This is a genomic window from Azospirillum terrae, assembly GCF_053470425.1.
The window spans coordinates 379579-395119 of the sequence record NZ_JBPXMR010000001.1; the positions used below are offsets into that span (position 1 = coordinate 379579).

Sequence of the window (15541 nt, forward strand, 5' to 3'; positions counted from 1 at the left end):
CTTCATCGACATCACGCTCAGCAGCCGCGAGCTCCTCGCGTTCCGCTACCGAAACCCGCTGTGCTGTCCGGCCACGTCCCACCCCAACCAGTCCCCGCTGGGGCGTGGGCCGCCCTTCCGGTGCATAGGAATTCTCCGGTAGCGCGATGCCACCGCAGACCTAGGCCAGCGCCGCTACATTACTCGTCGCTATCGTTCCCATCGTCGCCGGCCTCGTCATCGATGTCGATCCGGAGGCCCTTGCCGCGATGCCTGAGGAGACCGAGGATTTCGTCGATCGCGGCGTCGTGCAATGAGCCGTAGGACCTCTTCGCGGTCTTCTCCCGGAACGCCTTCAGCTGTCCTTCGATCTTCCGGCCGAGGCTCGCGGTGCCCCGCTCCGACGCATCGGGATAAAGGAAGTCATGACGCCGCATACGGTGGCGCAGCAGGAAGGCGACGAGACGCAGGGCGCCCGCGTATTTCTGCGGGCGGTGGTGGTGCGCGCATTCGTCGAGCATGGCCGCAGCGAACTTGGCCATCGTGTCGGCTTGGCTCGGCTCGAGCGCGGCTCCGGCAGGTTCATGGAAGGCAAGCACGTCCGCCGTCGCCTTTGCGATGTCCGAGTTCAGCGCCCCGCCTGAGTTCATGCTAGCCCAAGCCCGTTCGGCGACGAAGCCGAACAGAGCCGGCAATTCCAACTCACCGCGCATGACGCGGCCCATGTACATGGCGGCGCGCCTCTCGGGCGCGTTGTCGAGGCACATCTGACGGAACGCGCCCCGCACCGCCGGCGGACAGGCGGCAAAGGTGAACGTCGCAATCTTGCGCAGCGTCCGCTGGATCTGGCGCTGCATGGGTGTCGGGGCAGGCGTCGCCTGAACGAGCGCGTAGTCGGCATCGAGCTTCGCGAAAGCCGCCTGCAACGCGGATCCCCAGACCGGGTCGTCCGCGATCTCCGCCGGCGGCCGGCCATCCGAGGCGAAGAGCGTATAGGGCCGCTTGTCGGGGTCGGCGCCGCCGGTGGCGAAGGCCGGGGATGCGCGCACGGCGAAGGTCTTCTCCAGCCTGGATTTGAGAAACCGGTCGTAGGTTCTGGCGTTGGCGGCGTCCGGTACGCCGATGCTCAGATAATCAGCGAGATCCCGCTTCAGGGACGAGCCGTTCACGCGCACCCAGGTCCACAGGCAGACGTGCGTCTCTTGAGGGGTCACAGCCGGGTAGCTGCCCTTCTCGTTCAGGCGGCGCAGGATGGTGTCCCGGTCGTCGGCGACCGCTTCCATGCCACCCCAGTCGAGGAGCACCGGCGCGGCGCCGAGAGCGCCCGCGACGTCGGGGCGCACCTCGACGCGGGCATGCCCCTGGGCCGGCACCTGCGTGACGTGGATGGCCACCCGGACGTCGGACGCCGGGGGCTTCGGAAGACGGACGTGGCTGTGCCGCGCTCCCGTTTCATCCTGCTTCAGCAAGTAGAACTCCAACTCCTCCGTCCCCGCCGTGACCTCGAAGCGGTCGAGAAGCGACCGCTCGTAGGTCATGCCGCCTTCGACACGCGCGTTCGGTTCGACGAGGTGGACGAACTGATGCCGACCGTCGCGGATGGCGTTGATCTCGATGGCGGGCAGGAAGTCGAAGTAGGCGGTCTGCCCGAGGGCACGTCGACGCGCGTAGACGGCGCAGCCGAGGGCTACAAGCCCGTGCTCAGGGGTGGCAGACACCACTGGCGCCCCGCCGGGCCGGAGGGCGCGGATCAGATCCACGAGCATAGCCAGCGGGCTGATCGCGCCGGCGCCCTCATCCAGGGCGGCGGCGGCCAGCGGTCCTTCCACGATGACGAGGCTCGCCCGTCTCAGCGCCGGCGCGTGGCTCTCGCAGAACGTTCGGATCGCGCGCACCATCCCGGCGGCCGCGGCGGCCGGGAGCTTCCGGTCGCCGTCGATCACCCGCCAACGGCCGTCGGCTCCGCGCACGAGGCCGTCCACGGCTTCCAAGCCGGCCAGCGGGTTCCGGTAGCGTCCCGTCGACCAGAGGATCTGGCTGGCCAAATCCTGATCGCCGTCCGCATCGGCCACCGCCGCGATCCGGAGCAGGGCGGTGAGGTCGCCACCATCGAAGCGGGCGACGGCGCGGAGGTCGTCCCGTCGGCGCACCGGCACGACCGCCGCGCGACCGTCGAGCGACAGGACCTCGAGCCGCAAGCCCGTTGCCGTGATGCCGTCGGGTAGGATCTGCACGACGAGCGCCTCGGCATCGTGCAGTCGTGGCAGCTCATCCGGTGCCGCGTCCTCGCCCCACCCGAGCAATGCGGCGACCGACCGCCACAGCAGCTTCACGTCGAGCCCGACGCGGCCGGCGCTCTCGATCACGGCGTTGCGGACGTCCTCGTCGTAGTCCGGGAGGTCCGGCACCGCCAGGACGCAGCTGCGCGTGCGCGCTGGGACGACCGAGCGGATGTGATGGCCGAGGACAAGGTCCGGCGCGTGGGCCTGCGGGGCGTGTCGGCGTCCGATGCGTTGGATCATCTCGAGGACCGGCAGACGCGGTTGGGCGCCGGCGGCCTCGGGCGGCGACGGCCATCCTCGGCCGTGGAACGAAGCGATCGCTTCATCGCCGGTCAACGCCTGGTTACCGCCCAGTGGAACGACGATCGGCACCGGCGGGCCCACGAATGCCTCCCGGGCCGGGCCGACGAGGACGCAGCAGTCGCGCACGCCGTTTAGGTCTACGCCGACCGCCGGTGCCGAAGGATCCGCTCGATCTTCGATGACGCTTCCATCCATCGTCGCCTCCTACCACCGCAACGACGTGATGGCGTCTTCGAGGACCATGGCGCCCATCTCCATCGTCTCTTCGATCATCTCGGCGGACGGCCCCATCGAGAGACCATAGACAAGGCCCCGCTGCCCCCAATCCGGATCGGCGGCGTCGAGGGTGGAGCGGATCACGAGGCCGCGGACCTCATCCCGGACGTCGCGGTAGCGCCGTTCCTCGTCGACGACGGCCCGCAGGGCCTCGTCCGCCGAGGCCATGAACTCCGGAAGCGCGATCGGTTCCGACCCGGCGCCATGGATCGGCCACACGCAGATGGCGGCTTGGCGCCCGGTCGCGCAGTCCTCGACGACGAACACGGTGGTGGCGCCCAGCGCGTGCTGCCACGGCCGAAGCGACGGGTGGCCGTCGGGCAGCGTGGCGTCGAGGACGGAGATCGCCAGGTCGCGGCCGGGACGGCGGAGCAGGAAGAGCCCGCTCTGCTGCGCCAGATCGCTCCAACGTCCGCGTCCCTGCTCGCGGCGGACCCGCAGCGGGCTGAGCGCGATGGGACTGCATCCCTGAATCCGGCCCAGAGCGATGTGGACAGAGAGCCGGACGAAGTCGCTCCACAAACGGCGCTGCCAACGCCAGGTGTCGTCCTGGCGCTGCTCGTCGCCCAGGATCTCCTGGTACGCCTTCCAGATCGAGCGGTAGCGGGCGTCGTGCTGGAGCACGTAGTTGGGCGTGACGGGATTGGCGGGGTCCGCGATCCCCTGGGCTTCGAGTTCGCGCCAGGCGCGGCGGCACAGGCCGCCGTAGGCGGCGACCAGGCGGTAGCGCTCGCTCGCCGCGTAGCGCTTGTTGGCGCGCAGATAGCCGTTGGCCTCCATCGCCGAGCGCCGGAGCAGGTCCTTGAGGATCCGGTTCTCGAGCGTGTTGAGGTTCTCCTCGCGGGCGATCCCGAGCACCGCCTGGCGCGGCCCGGCCTTCTCCTCGATCGACGTCCCGGGCTGCCGGATCAGCCAGTCGATGCAGCCCTTGTCGATCTCCTGGACGCGATCGAGAGGCATGAGGCGGCGGACGCGGGAAAGCACCCGGCGCGGATGCTGGGCGACCTCCATCAGGACGCGGCGGTAGGTCTCCGCGTGCTCGACGATGAGTTCCTTGGGGGCGTCGAGCACGCTCGCCTCGGTTCGGGTCCAGGCCGAGGCGATGCGCGACCACGCGGCCGAGCCGCCAGCGGAGCGCTCGCCGTCCGACACCTCGGCCTCGCGGATGCGCGACAGCACCTTCAGGATGAAGTCCTGGATGCGATCGCCGTCGGTGGCCGGGGCGTCGGGCTGACGCTTCGGCGGCTTCGCCAGGTAGCCGTCGAGCTCGATCGACGCCGTCGTCTCCGCTTCCGTCGTCCCGATGGAAAGCGTGAGGGCGCGCTCCTCGGGCCGCATCCCGGACGGAAGGGTGTACATCGCGAAGCGTTCGCGTGCCCAGTCGAACGATGCCCCCTCCTGCTGCATCCGCATGCGGCGGCCGGCGACGAGCACGCGCGCGCCGGCGGGGACGGCGAGCATGAGGCCGTGGGCGGCCGTCGCTTGCGCCGGCGCGCCATCGCGCAGCGGGACGCGCGGCGCCGCCCCGTGGATCGGCGTCTCCGCGTAGAGCCCCCAGGGCACCATCAGCAGGAAGGGAAGAGCCGGCATCAGGCGGTCCTCCGGACTCCACGCCAGTTGAAGGTGCGTCCGGTGCCGTCGTCGGCCATGGCGTCGCGGAGCGCCTTCGCGAGCTCATCGTCCTTGAGTTCGTTGGCGATCAGGCTGTGGAGCTTCTCGAGCGGGGCGGCGGAGTCCGCGAGCTCGACGCCGCGCAGCTTCGGCAGGATGCGCTGCTCGATCTGATCCGCGAAGGCGATGCGGGCGACGCCCTGGTCGTCCGAGCCGGGGTAGTTGGCGACGTACGACAGGATGGCCTGGTTCAAGCGATGGCCGAAGGGCCGGCCCATGCTGTCCATGGACTCGTTCAGGCGGCGCACCCAATCCTTGGCGTTCGTCTTCACGGGATCGGGCAATTCGACGAACTGCCGGCACCAGCCGCGCCACTGCTCTTCCGGGAGGTGCGCGTCGAAGGCGGCGTCGTGGTCCGAGGGCGGCTCGTTGGCGAGCGTCTCCGGCCGCGGGAATCGCAGGAGGTTGGAGCGGTCGAGCACCTTGTCCGAGAGCGAGAGCGTCGACTCGTCTTCGTTCATGCTGCCGACGAAGAGGATGTTGTGGCCGGCGTACAGGCTGCGGACGCCCTTGCCGATGCGTCCGAGGTCCAATTGGAGGCTGAGCTTGCGGACGCGGTCCTCGGTCTCTTTCCCCGGCAGCGGGCGCCCTTCGAGGCCGCTGAGGAATTCGGAGAAGTAGTACTCGACGCGGGCGAGGTTCATCTCGTCGAGGAGCACCAGCATCATGTGCCCTTGGAAGGGCCGCGCCCGGTCCGGCCAGTTGACCGGATCGAGATGCGTCATCGCGCGGGCGAGGTCCGTCGCCTTGTAGGTCTTCTCGAGGTAGTTGTAGAAGCCGAGGATGTCCTGCGGCCCGTCCCAGCGCGGCTGCACCGCGACCTTGAGGAAGTGCAGCCCCATCGCCTCGGCGTACCGCCGCGGCAGCTGGCTCTTGCCGGTGCCGGAGATGCCGGCGAGGACGGTGATGGGGCTGATCGGCGACACCTTGAGGCAGGTGTGGAACGCCTTGAGGGTCCGCTCGGGGAACGAGAGCTTTAGGGCGGAGAGGTGCTTGCGGGCGCTTTCCAGGGCATCGCGCTCGTCGGTGCGCGCCAAGCGTTTCGCCATCGCCGGCTTGATCCGTCCGTCCTCGTCCTGCGCGCCGAGGCATTCGGGGACCCGCTCGAGGTCGAGAGGCGGCGCCTTACCGTCCGCGCCGGCGGCGGAGCTGCCGGCGTGTTCGCCGCGCAAGCGCAGGATCTCCGCCTCCAGTGCGGAGGCGCGCACCTGGAGGACGGTGAAGGACCGCTCCGCTTGGAGCACCTCCTCCCGCTTGCCTTCGAGCGTCGAGGCGGCCTCGGCGGTCGCCTTCTCGGCGTCGGCCAGGAGCGCCCGCTGCGTCGCGGCCGCCTCCTCGGCGGCCGCCGCCGCTCGCCCTGCGGCCTCGGCGCGCGCCTCGGCATCGCGGACCCGCTCCTCGACGGCCTTGACCTCCTCAGCCCGGGCTTGCGCTTGGCGCTGGAGGTCCGCGATGCGCTCCTCCAACGCCACGGCCGCGCTGCGCGCCGTCTCCAGGCTCCTCTGGACCTCCTCCGCCTTCGCGGCCGCTTCGGCGATGCTCAATTCCGCGGCCTTCAGCTCCTCCCGCTTCGCCACGAGATCGCCGGTCGCCCGGTCGAGCTCCTCCTGCGCCTTGGTCCTGGCGTCGGCGAGTTCGGCGATCCGCGCCTCGACCTCGCCGATGCGGATCTCCGCATCGGCGACGCGGGCCTCGCGGCGCGCGAGCTCCTCGAGGCGCTCCTCCTTGGCCCGGAGCTCCTGCTCCGCGACGGCGAGCTTCTCCAGCTTCGCCGCGAGTTCAGCGGAGACCTCCTCAGCCCGGCGCGCTTCGTCCTTCGAGGCTTCGATGTCCACGCGGATGACGGATAGACGCTCCTCCTCGGCTTGACGGGCGGCGCGAACGCGCTCCAGTTCGATCAGAGACTCTCGGGCTTCGCGGCGGCGCTCCTCTTCGGCCAGCTCGACGGCCCTCAGCTCCTCGCGCTTGGCTGCGAGGCGCGCCGCGACATCTTCGAGGAAGGCGGCGGCCGGCACGCGTTTGAGGACCATGCCGTTGGTGTAGAGGGCGGCGATGCCGAACAAGACCGCCGAGCACGCCAGAAGGGCGCCGAACAGGAACAGATAAGGGGTGTGGCCGGGATCAATGAGGTCCATCGGAACGAGCTCCTTGTCGGCGCGATCAGCGGGCGGGAGAGGTCGGTTGGAGTTCGACGGCCGGCGTCACGGCCGCGCCGGGAACCGCGGTGGCAGGCTGGAAGCCCGCCGCCTGGAGCGAGGCCGCCAGCTTGGCCGCCGTCCCGTCCAGATGCTTGATGCGGGCCTCAGTCGTCAGCGCGGCGCTCTCGGCCTCCTGACGGCGGGCTTCTGCGCGCGCCGCGGATTCCGCCGCCGCGGCACGGCGGCGCTCGGTCTCGTCGAGCGCCGTCCGGGCGGCGGACAGGGCCTTCTCCCGCTCCCCCAGTTCCTGGCGGACGGCCTGCAAACGACCCGCTTCCGCCCGCAGGTCCGCGATTTCCTGGGCGGCGCGGTCCCGAATGCCGCGGTTTTCGGCGGCCTGCCCTTCCGCGTTCTTGGCCACGGCCTGCGCGGTCTCGAGCTCCTTCTGAGCGGCCTCGAGCTTCTTCGCCGCCTCGGCTAGGCGCCCGGCAGCCGCGCGCGCCTTCTCCTCAGCATCGCGCGCTTGGCGTTCGGCATCGTCGCGCCGCCGGTCCAGATCCGCCGCGGTCTCGCGCGCCTTCTGGGCGGCTGCGGCGTCGCGATCGCGTTCGGCGCGCGCGGTGTCGGCCGCCACCTTGAGGGCGCCGGCCTCGGTGCGCGCGGTGGTGAGCTTGGCGACGACATCGGCGTGCTCCTTCGAGGCCCGCTCGACAGCCTCCTCGAGATCGGTCCGCTTGCGCTGCAGCTCCTGCAGGACGGCGGCGGCCTCCTTCTGCTTGGCCGTCGCCTTCTCCTCCGCGGCGCGCGTCTGGCGCTCGGCATCGTCGCGCCTCCGGTCCAGTTCCGCCGCGGTCTCGCGCGCCTTCTGGGCGGCCGCGGCGTCGCGATCGCGTTCGGCGCGCGTGGTGTCGGCCGCCACCTTGAGGGTGCCGGCCTCGGTGCGCGCGGCGGTGAGCTTGGCGACGACATCGGCGTGCTCCTTCGAGGCCCGCTCGACAGCCTCCTCGAGATCGGCTCGCTTGCGCTGCAGGTCCTGCAGGACGGCGGCCGCCTCCTTCTGCTTGGCCGTCGCCTGCTGCTCCGCCTCCTGGCCGGTTTTCCGCTTGGCCTCGGCGTCGCGTGCGTCCTTCTCTGCGGCGGCGACGCTCCGCCGCAGGCCGTCGAGGTCGCGTTCGAGGCTCTGCGCCTGCCGGCGCGCCGCCTCGATCTGCTGGACGAGCTGCTTGGACTCGGCCTCCGAGGCGGTCGCCGCGGCGCGGGCGGTCGTCTCCTGCTCCCGCGCGGTCTTCAGGCGCTGTGTGGCTTCGGCAAGCTGTCCCTCAAGCTGTTTGGCTTCGGTGCCGGCCCTCGCGGCCGCGGCGTCCGCATCGGCCTTCTCCTGGCGCAGACGCGCGACGTCCCGTTCCAACGATGAGCGATTGCGGACCAGATCCTCGTTGAGGGCGGTGAGCTGGGCACGCTGTTCGATCCAGGCCCGTCGGGCGGCGCCGTCGGTCACGATGGCGGCGCCGGCGCCGGCGAGGCCGAGCGTGCCGAGCAGGCCGAGGGCGCACACCGCCTTGAACAGGCGGGAGTGCCCGGCGAAGGCCCGGTCGGCTTCGCCGCGGACCGACTCCCGCCCGCCGTCAGAGTTCTCGTTCGACCCGTTCAACGCATCCCTCCATGTCCTCGCGAAGATCGTAGACCCAGAAACGGAGCACCTTCCAACCCAGCGACCGCAGCTGCAGGTCGCGGAAATAGTCGGACTGCTTGCGGTTGCCGTCGATGTCCCGATGCCAACGATCGCCGTCCACTTCGACGTCGATCATGCGGCCGCCATCGATGATCCCCAGATCGAGGCGGCGACCGGCGACCGGGAACTGCGGCACCGACGCGATGCCGCGTTCGAGCAGCGCGTCGTGGAAGCGCTTCTCCCATGGCGAATCGAAGGTGCCGATGCGATCGGCCGCGCGCCGGTTGCGCCGGGCAACCAGAGCCTGGACATGCCCGATGCCGCATGTCGCCGCGAAGTCGAGGTTGCCGAAGACGTGGCAGACGGCGCGGGCCCGGCTAACAGCGACATTCACTAGGTTCGGCGTGGTGGCGACGAAGCCCTGGGAGCCGCGCGGCATGTCCGGGCCGAGGCAGAGGCTGAAGACCATGAGGTCGCGCGCATCGCCCTGGAATTTGTGCGCGGTGGCGACGGTGAGATGGACGGCTTCGCGGATGTCGGCCGGGATCTCGGCCTCGAGACGATCCCGCAGGCGGTCTGCCTGCGCGACGAACGGCGTGACGACTCCGACGGAGCCGCGGTAGCCCTGTTCCAGCAGCAGGGTGCGCAGATGCGCGCAGACGGCGTCGGCCTCGGCCCGCGACCAGCAGCCGCTCGCCGCAGCGTTGATCGGCCCGACGACGGACGTCCAATGGAAGCCGGGCGGCGTTCCGGGCGGCGGGCGGATTGCCGCCGGCGCGGTCAGCGCGCGCAGCCTCTGGCCGTAGAACGTGTCGCTGATGTAGTCGGCGATGTCCGAGTGGCAGCGGTAGTGGTCGCGCAGTAGATGCTGCCGTCCGCCCGCCGCGGCGGCCAGATGGAACAGGCTGTTGGCGACGAAGCTGTAGCGGCCGATGCCTGGAGCGTACAGGCCGGCGGCGCGCAGCGCATCGACCTCCCAAGCGTGATCGACCTTGGTGATGTGCTTGAGCTGGGCGGGGTCGCCGACGACGACCACCGACCGGGCCCGTGCGAGCAGCGGGATGGCCGAGGCGATGTCGCACTGCGACGCCTCGTCGATGATGAGGATGTCGAAGAGCCCGGGGATGAGCGGGATCTTGCTGGAGACGCCGAGGTTGGACACGGCCCAGAGCGGGAAGTGCCGGAAGATGAGCTCCCTGGCGCGCATCCAGAGCTCGCGGTACTGCTCGGCGCCGGCGGCGCCGCCGCGTTGGTTGAGACCGACCTCGCCGCGCAGGTCCGTCAGTTCGGCGCGGTCGGACGGATCGCACTCCGCCATGGCGTCCACCAGCGTCCGCAGCGCCGCCGACGAACGGCTCCGGATGTTGGCGCCGTACTCGGCAAGGTCCGGCCGTTCCGTCGCATCGAACGCGCGCAGCTCCGCTTCGATGCGATCGCGTTCGGCCAGCGCGGCCCGAAGCCGGGTGCCCTTCCCGAAGGCGTCGCGCCAGGTCTCGAGATGCTCCTCGTCGAGGGACGCCGTCTCCGGTGGGCTCAAGCGGGCGACGGCGCGCATGAGAAGGTGGCGAACGAGGCGCCTCGGCAGGAGGCGCGCCCACCACGGCGTGCGGGAAAGGTCCGGCAGCTCCGGGGCGTTGAGCATCCAGCCCGCCGCCTCGGCGCCGAGCTCGGCCTCGAGGGTCTCGATCTCCTCGACGATCCGCCCCAGAGCGTCGGCGACCGCGGCCTCGTCGTCGAGCCGACGGCACGCCGCGACGCGAAGGTCGTCGAGGCGGCGGATCTGGTCGACCGCGTCGGCGAGGCGTTCCCGCCGTCCGGAGGCGGCGGGCCGCGCCATGATGGATTCGATGGCGCGCTCGAAGCTGAAGCCGGCCGTGTCGTCGTCGCTGTTGGCGCGGGCTAGGAGGGGTTTGTCGTCGACGAGGGCGCGGATGCGCTCCTCCACCGCGTCCAGGGCCTTGTGGTTCCGGCTCGCCATAAGGACGCTGCGCCCCTCGAGCGCGGCGCAGGCCATGATCGCCGCGACCACCTGGGACTTGCCGGTTCCGGGCGGTCCGGTGACGACGGTCAGCGGGCCGCGCAGAGCATCCCGTAGGGCCGCGAGCTGGTCCTGGCCGAGCTCGATCGGTTCCGCCGCCGGCGGCGTCCGCGTAGCGTCGTCGTCGGCTTGGCGCTCTTCCGACGCCTCCGGGAACACGGCGGCCAGCGCGGTGGAGGACAGGTCGTGCTCGGACCATGCGGCGATCTCGCCGATCTCGCGCGCCGCGCCGCGGGCGAAGCGCAGCTCCGAGGGCAGGAAGATGCCCAGCAGGTTGTACATGCCGGCACGGTCGGAGAGATCGAGGGCATCGGCGAGATGCGCCGGCTCGATCGGCGCCCGCACGTCCGCGGCGGCGAAGATCTGCGCGCGCTCGGCCACCGACCTCCAGTCTTGGAAGGGCGCGTCCGTGCCGTCCTCCGTCTCCTCCGACGCCGCCCAGCGGGCGAGATCGCTGGTATCGCGCCCCCGGAAGCGCTGGTCCTTCAGCCAGTCGGAGGCGAAGCGTGGGGTCTCGTCGGGGATGACAATCTCGAGCGCGTCCGCCGTGAGCGACCAGCCGCAGGCCATCGCGTTCACCGGGAGCACGAAGAGCGGCGCGTCGTCGCTGCGCGGCCGAACATAATGAACGGGATAGGCGAGCACCAGCGGTTCCGCCTTCCGTCGGGCCAGCCCCGCGAGGAACTCCTCGGGCAGATGGACCCGTTCGATCCGCAGACGTCCTTCGCTTCCAAGCTCGGGCCACCACCGCCCCTGGGGGCGGCAGAACAGGAACTGCTTGCCGTAGCTCTCGGTGTTCCCGTTGGTATCCCGCGATTCGTTGCGGACCAGGCACTCGCGGTAGAACGGCAGGAGTCGGCGCAGGGTGCCCAGGCCATGCTCGACGGCGCCCGAGGTGTGGAGTTCCGGCGCGACCTGGCGCCGTCCGCCGGATAGCGCGACGGTGCCGCGGACGGCGAGCAGGCGCCGGCCATCGGACGAAGCCACGTCGTGTGGAGCGTCACCGACGCGCTCCGCGTCCGGTCCCCCGGCGACGGCGCCGCCGCGCCATGTCCAGCGGCGGTCGGACGCGATGCGCACGAGGCCGTCCCGCTGCAGGCGAAGGAGCTCCTCGGCGACCGCCGCCGGCGTGACATCGAGGCGTGCGGCGCGCAAGAAGCGCAGGATACGGTGATGAGCGAAGCCCTCCGGGCGACCTTCCAGCGCACGCCGCAGAGCGGCTCTGATGGCATCGGGCCCGGCGTGGCCGCGCCGGCCCGTCGACGCCGACGGCGTCGTCTCGGCGTCGGTCAGCGTCGCCATAGCCCCCATCCTCCCTCGTGGCGCCGATTCTCGACCATTCGCTACTATTAGAGAACGGCAGCGGCGTGTCCACCACTTGAGAAGGAATTAGCCAGAGAGCTGCATTTCAGGGATGTAACATAGCGCCCTCCGGCGCCGACGGCGGGGGCTGCGGAGCGGCGGAGCGGCGGAGCCTCGCCGCTCGGGCATCGAGGGGGGGGCCAGAGCGGAGCCCTTCCGGCGCCGCCGACGCGCTTCAGGCGGCCAGCGTCCGCAGGCGCTCGGGCGACCAGATGAGGTTCACCAGCCGCAGGAGCAGGGCGCGGCGCTCCATCTGCTCCTCCTTGCCGTAATGCTCATACGGCACGAACCGGAGTTGATGGCGCGCGCGGAAAGCGGCGAACTGCGGCTGATGCTGATAGGCGGACTCGTAGAGACTGGCGGCCAGCAGGTTGTGCTTCGCGTAATGCGGCGCCTTCTCCTCGAAGGTCTTGTCCTGGAAGCTCCGGTTCACGTCGGCCGGCAGCAGGATGAGGCCGGCGACGTGGTTTCGCCACTGCTGGAACTCATCCTCGCTGCCGAAGACGCTCTGGTAGCGGCCGTAGTCGTCCGCCCAGATGTGCTCGATGTCGCAGGCGTTCTGGCCGCCGCGGTCGACGTATTTGTCGAAGAGGTCCGGCCGTCCCGAGCCGGCCTCGACGAAACTCGTGACGCGGGCGAGCAGGTGGTAGATGTAGCGGCGGCTGAACTGGTTGAGCCGCAGGCCGTTGATGCCGTCGCGGCCCTTGGCGGCGTTGCCCTCGAAGGTGACGTCGTCGGCCTCGAGCCGTTGCGCCAGCGTATCCGCCAGCTGGTCGAGCGGAAGGCGCCGGATGTCCTTGCACAGCAGGTACATGGCGTAGGACGTGCTGGAGTAGCCGACGCGGATGTAGTTCACCGCGCGGCGCATGAGCCAAGCGTCCAGATAGGCGGCGGTCACGACGATCTTCCGGCGCACCGTCTCCTCGTCGTCGCTGGTCGCCAGCGGCGCCAGGAGGACGGTGTTCTGCCAGGTGAACTCGTTGTGGGCGTTGTAGTAGACGGCCTCGAGCCCGGGAGTGTAGGTCCGGCTGGCCTGCAGGATCGTCTGGTAGGCGCGCGCGTAGAAGGGGAAGTCGGTGTTGATCAGGGCCAGGCTCGCGGCCTCGCCGCCCCAGCCGAGGCGCGCGTGGTTGTCACGGGCCCAGCGATGGAAGACGGTGCCGATGAGCTCCCAGTCCCGGTCGGTGGCGCCGGCCTTGCGTTCGCGGGTGGTCTCCGCGTACTGGGCGCGCAGCCACGCTTTGATGCAGTTGGCGTCGCGCTCGGGTTCGTGCTCGCCGCCCCAGCTGATCAGGCCGAGCACCTGCTGCTTCCAGATCTGGTTGGCGCTGCGCCGCTTGTCGGCGTCGGCGATCGGCGCGAGCAGGTAGGCTTTGAGCATGTCGACCGGACTCAGCGGCTTGCCGCGGTCGTTCATCGTCTCGAAGATGGCGTAGGCGTAGTTGTCGTTGTCCGTGGCGATCTCGATCAGGCCGACCTTGTTCATCAGCCAGTAGACGAAGTGCGGGAGGGCGGCTTCGAGTTCGCCCGCGAGGTCGGCCTGCACGATGTCCTGGTAGCGCGCGTACATGGTTTGGATGGACTCGTCCTTGCCATCCGGGGTGAAGGGTTCGCCACGGAACAGGGCCTCGATGACGGGCAGGCGCTCGGGGATGTGCAGGTTGAAGCTGGGTGATCCGAAATTGTCGGAGTAGATGAGCGGCGCCAGGATACCTTCGAGATTGAGCTGGCGGCTCTTCGACTCGCGGTAGAGATAGATCAGCAGCAGTGTCAGCGAGGTGACGCGTTGCTGGCCGTCGATGAGGTAGCTCGTGCCATTGCGTTTGCTGACGATGATCGAGCCGAGGAAGTAGCTTTCGTAGGCGCTGACCTTCTTGGTCTCGTCACCGGGCTGGTGGCAGGCCATGAACTTGTCGCGCAGATCGGACAGCAGCTCCGCGATGTTCTTTTCCTCCCACTTGTACTCGCGCTGGTACTCATCGATCGAGAACGACTGGCTTTGCAGCAGTTCCTTGACGGTGCGGTAGTGGGGGGTGATGGAGCTCATGCGCATGGTCCTCGGATCGGCGCGGCGGCGCGCTCGGACGCTCGAGGGCGACGACCGCGCAGGGTCTGGCCCAAGCTAGTTCGACACTCTGGGTTGCGCAAGGCTGATCGAGCACCCGGACGGCGTCTTTTCCGGACTCCGGAGGCGCGGTCGGCATCGCCGCGGCAACCGGCACCGACGGCCGGGCCGGCGCGCTTCCGCGGCGCCGGGTGACGACCGTACGGGTCGGAGGGGCGCTACCGCTCGTTCTCGCGGCGCTCCCGCTCGCGCCGTCGGGCCTCGCTCAGGATCAGCCACTCGATCTCGGCGGCCATGCTGCGGTTGTCCTCTTCGGCGAGGGCCGCCAGCGTCGCCTTCACGTTCGGTCCGAACCGGACCATCATCTTCTCCGTCTTCGGCATGATCGGTCACACCGCTATCGGCCTATACCGTCAGGACGCCATGGCGTTTGGCTACCGGATAGCTACCGGAACGGTAGCCAATGCGTCTACTATAGCCGATCCCCGCCTTCCCGTCACGGCTCAACGGCGTCGGGACGGCGGCGCGACGGCTCCGGTGGGCGATTCCCGTTCGCCGGCCGCGCGGGGACGAGGCTTCTGCTGACGGCCGGGGCCGGCGCACGCGCCGGAACTCCCCGGATAGGCGGCTCGGACGATGGCGCCCCGCGCGCCGCGCCGGCCGCGGAACCGCGCGTCGGCGTGGCGCGCGGAGCGCCGTTCCGCCCGTCGGGACGGCGGTCGGGGCGCCACGCCCATGCAGCAGCAGGAGGACACCATGTCCCAGCCATACGCGCGCGACCCCTTGGCCGAGAAGCGCAAGACGCCCCAGCAGGAGGCGTTCGACGGCCGCTTGGCCGACCTGATCGACAAGGCGACCGAGGACGACCACGCCGTGGTCGCCAAGCTCGCCGATCCGGCGACGACGATCGGCATCTACGAGATCACCCCGGTGGTGGCCGCGCTCATCTACGCCCACCACAACGGCCACAACCGGGATTTCAGCCTGAGCAAGGCGCACGGCTACGCCGAGGCCATGAGACGCGGCGAGTGGAAGCTGAACCACCAGGGGCTGGCCTTCTACCCGAGCGGCGACCTCGCCGACGGGCAGCACCGAACCGCCGCCCAGGTCCTGAGCGGGACGACGCAACGCTACGTCGTCATGCCAAACTTCGAGAAGGACTCCTTCGACACCATCGACGTGGGGAAGGGTCGGACGGCCGGCGACGCCGTCCAGCTGCGCGGCCTGACCGACCCGAAGATCAAGGCGGCGGTCGCGAAGACCGTCGTCCAGTACGAGGCCGAGGTCGGCACCGGACGCGTGCCGCAGCCGACGGTGATCGAGATCGAGAAGTTCGTGAACGCCAACAACGCGGCGTTGGACGAGGCCCTGGGCATGACGCGGGCGATCCTCACGCGGGTCTCCGAGCCGGTGCTCAGCGAAGCGGAGAGCGCGACCGGAGCCCTGCTGCTGATGCGGGGCGGGTACGCGCCCCAGGTGGTCGGCGCCTTCCTGACGGCCGTGCAGCTCGGCATCGCCGACTACCCCGAGGCCCCGACGACGGACCTGTCGCGCCAGTTCATGCGGGCGAAGGTCTCGCAGCGCAAATCCGACGTGATGAACCGGAAGCACAAGCTGGCGCTGATGTGCAAGGGGGCGCAGCTGTTCGTGCAGAACAAGTCGGTGCGGTCCGTCACCTGGAAGGCCAGCAAGGAGCCGCTGCCGTCGCCCATGCCGCCGCTCCAGGCGGCGGCCGAATGAGCGCCGCGACCGGGG

At 70.2% G+C, this 15541-nt stretch carries 8 protein-coding genes; 1 reads left to right on the top strand and 7 read right to left on the bottom strand.

From position 1 onward, the window contains the following. Positions 1-179 precede the first annotated feature (179 nt). From ACSVDD_RS01725 to ACSVDD_RS01755, 7 genes are all read right to left on the bottom strand, one after another. Positions 180-2759, bottom strand: coding sequence for a hypothetical protein (locus ACSVDD_RS01725; RefSeq protein WP_448187563.1), 2580 nt, complete (start codon positions 2757-2759; stop codon positions 180-182). A gap of 9 nt (positions 2760-2768) precedes the next feature. Further along, positions 2769-4430, bottom strand: a complete 1662-nt coding sequence (locus tag ACSVDD_RS01730) for a DUF2357 domain-containing protein (RefSeq protein ID WP_448187564.1) — start codon at positions 4428-4430, stop codon at positions 2769-2771. Then, positions 4430-6646 (bottom strand): McrB family protein, encoded by a 2217-nt coding sequence (locus tag ACSVDD_RS01735; RefSeq protein ID WP_448187565.1) that lies wholly within the window; start codon positions 6644-6646, stop codon positions 4430-4432. Before ACSVDD_RS01735 ends, ACSVDD_RS01730 begins: the two co-directional genes overlap by 1 nt. A gap of 25 nt (positions 6647-6671) precedes the next feature. Beyond that, positions 6672-8300: a coiled-coil domain-containing protein gene (locus tag ACSVDD_RS01740; RefSeq protein ID WP_448187566.1), complete on the bottom strand. Its 1629-nt coding sequence runs from the start codon at positions 8298-8300 to the stop codon at positions 6672-6674. Then, positions 8275-11661 carry an AAA domain-containing protein gene (locus tag ACSVDD_RS01745; protein ID WP_448187567.1) on the bottom strand — a complete coding sequence of 1129 codons (3387 nt, stop codon included), beginning with the start codon at positions 11659-11661 and terminating at the stop codon, positions 8275-8277. The genes ACSVDD_RS01740 and ACSVDD_RS01745 overlap by 26 nt, the downstream gene beginning before the upstream one ends. Before the next feature lie 235 nt (positions 11662-11896). Further along, a complete protein-coding gene (locus ACSVDD_RS01750; RefSeq protein ID WP_448187568.1) occupies positions 11897-13768 on the bottom strand; it encodes a DUF262 domain-containing protein in 1872 nt (623 codons plus the stop codon). Between the two features lie 236 nt (positions 13769-14004). Then, positions 14005-14169, bottom strand: coding sequence for a hypothetical protein (locus ACSVDD_RS01755; protein WP_448187569.1), 165 nt, complete (start codon positions 14167-14169; stop codon positions 14005-14007). Between the two features lie 373 nt (positions 14170-14542). Here ACSVDD_RS01755 and ACSVDD_RS01760 point away from each other — a divergent pair, with 373 nt between their 5' ends. Continuing rightward, positions 14543-15526 carry a hypothetical protein gene (locus ACSVDD_RS01760; RefSeq protein ID WP_448187570.1) on the top strand — a complete coding sequence of 328 codons (984 nt, stop codon included), beginning with the start codon at positions 14543-14545 and terminating at the stop codon, positions 15524-15526. Positions 15527-15541 lie beyond the last annotated feature (15 nt).

Excerpts from the sequence above, each read along its gene's own strand:
- ACSVDD_RS01750 (WP_448187568.1), bottom strand. The coding sequence starts at position 13,768 with ATGAGCTCCATCACCCCCCACTACCGCACCGTCAAGGAACTGCTGCAA.
- ACSVDD_RS01745 (WP_448187567.1), bottom strand. The coding sequence starts at position 11,661 with ATGGCGACGCTGACCGACGCCGAGACGACGCCGTCGGCGTCGACGGGC.
- ACSVDD_RS01735 (WP_448187565.1), bottom strand. The coding sequence starts at position 6,646 with ATGGACCTCATTGATCCCGGCCACACCCCTTATCTGTTCCTGTTCGGC.
- ACSVDD_RS01760 (WP_448187570.1), top strand. The coding sequence starts at position 14,543 with ATGTCCCAGCCATACGCGCGCGACCCCTTGGCCGAGAAGCGCAAGACG.
- ACSVDD_RS01755 (WP_448187569.1), bottom strand. The coding sequence starts at position 14,169 with ATGCCGAAGACGGAGAAGATGATGGTCCGGTTCGGACCGAACGTGAAG.
- ACSVDD_RS01725 (WP_448187563.1), bottom strand. The coding sequence starts at position 2,759 with ATGGATGGAAGCGTCATCGAAGATCGAGCGGATCCTTCGGCACCGGCG.
- ACSVDD_RS01730 (WP_448187564.1), bottom strand. The coding sequence starts at position 4,430 with ATGCCGGCTCTTCCCTTCCTGCTGATGGTGCCCTGGGGGCTCTACGCG.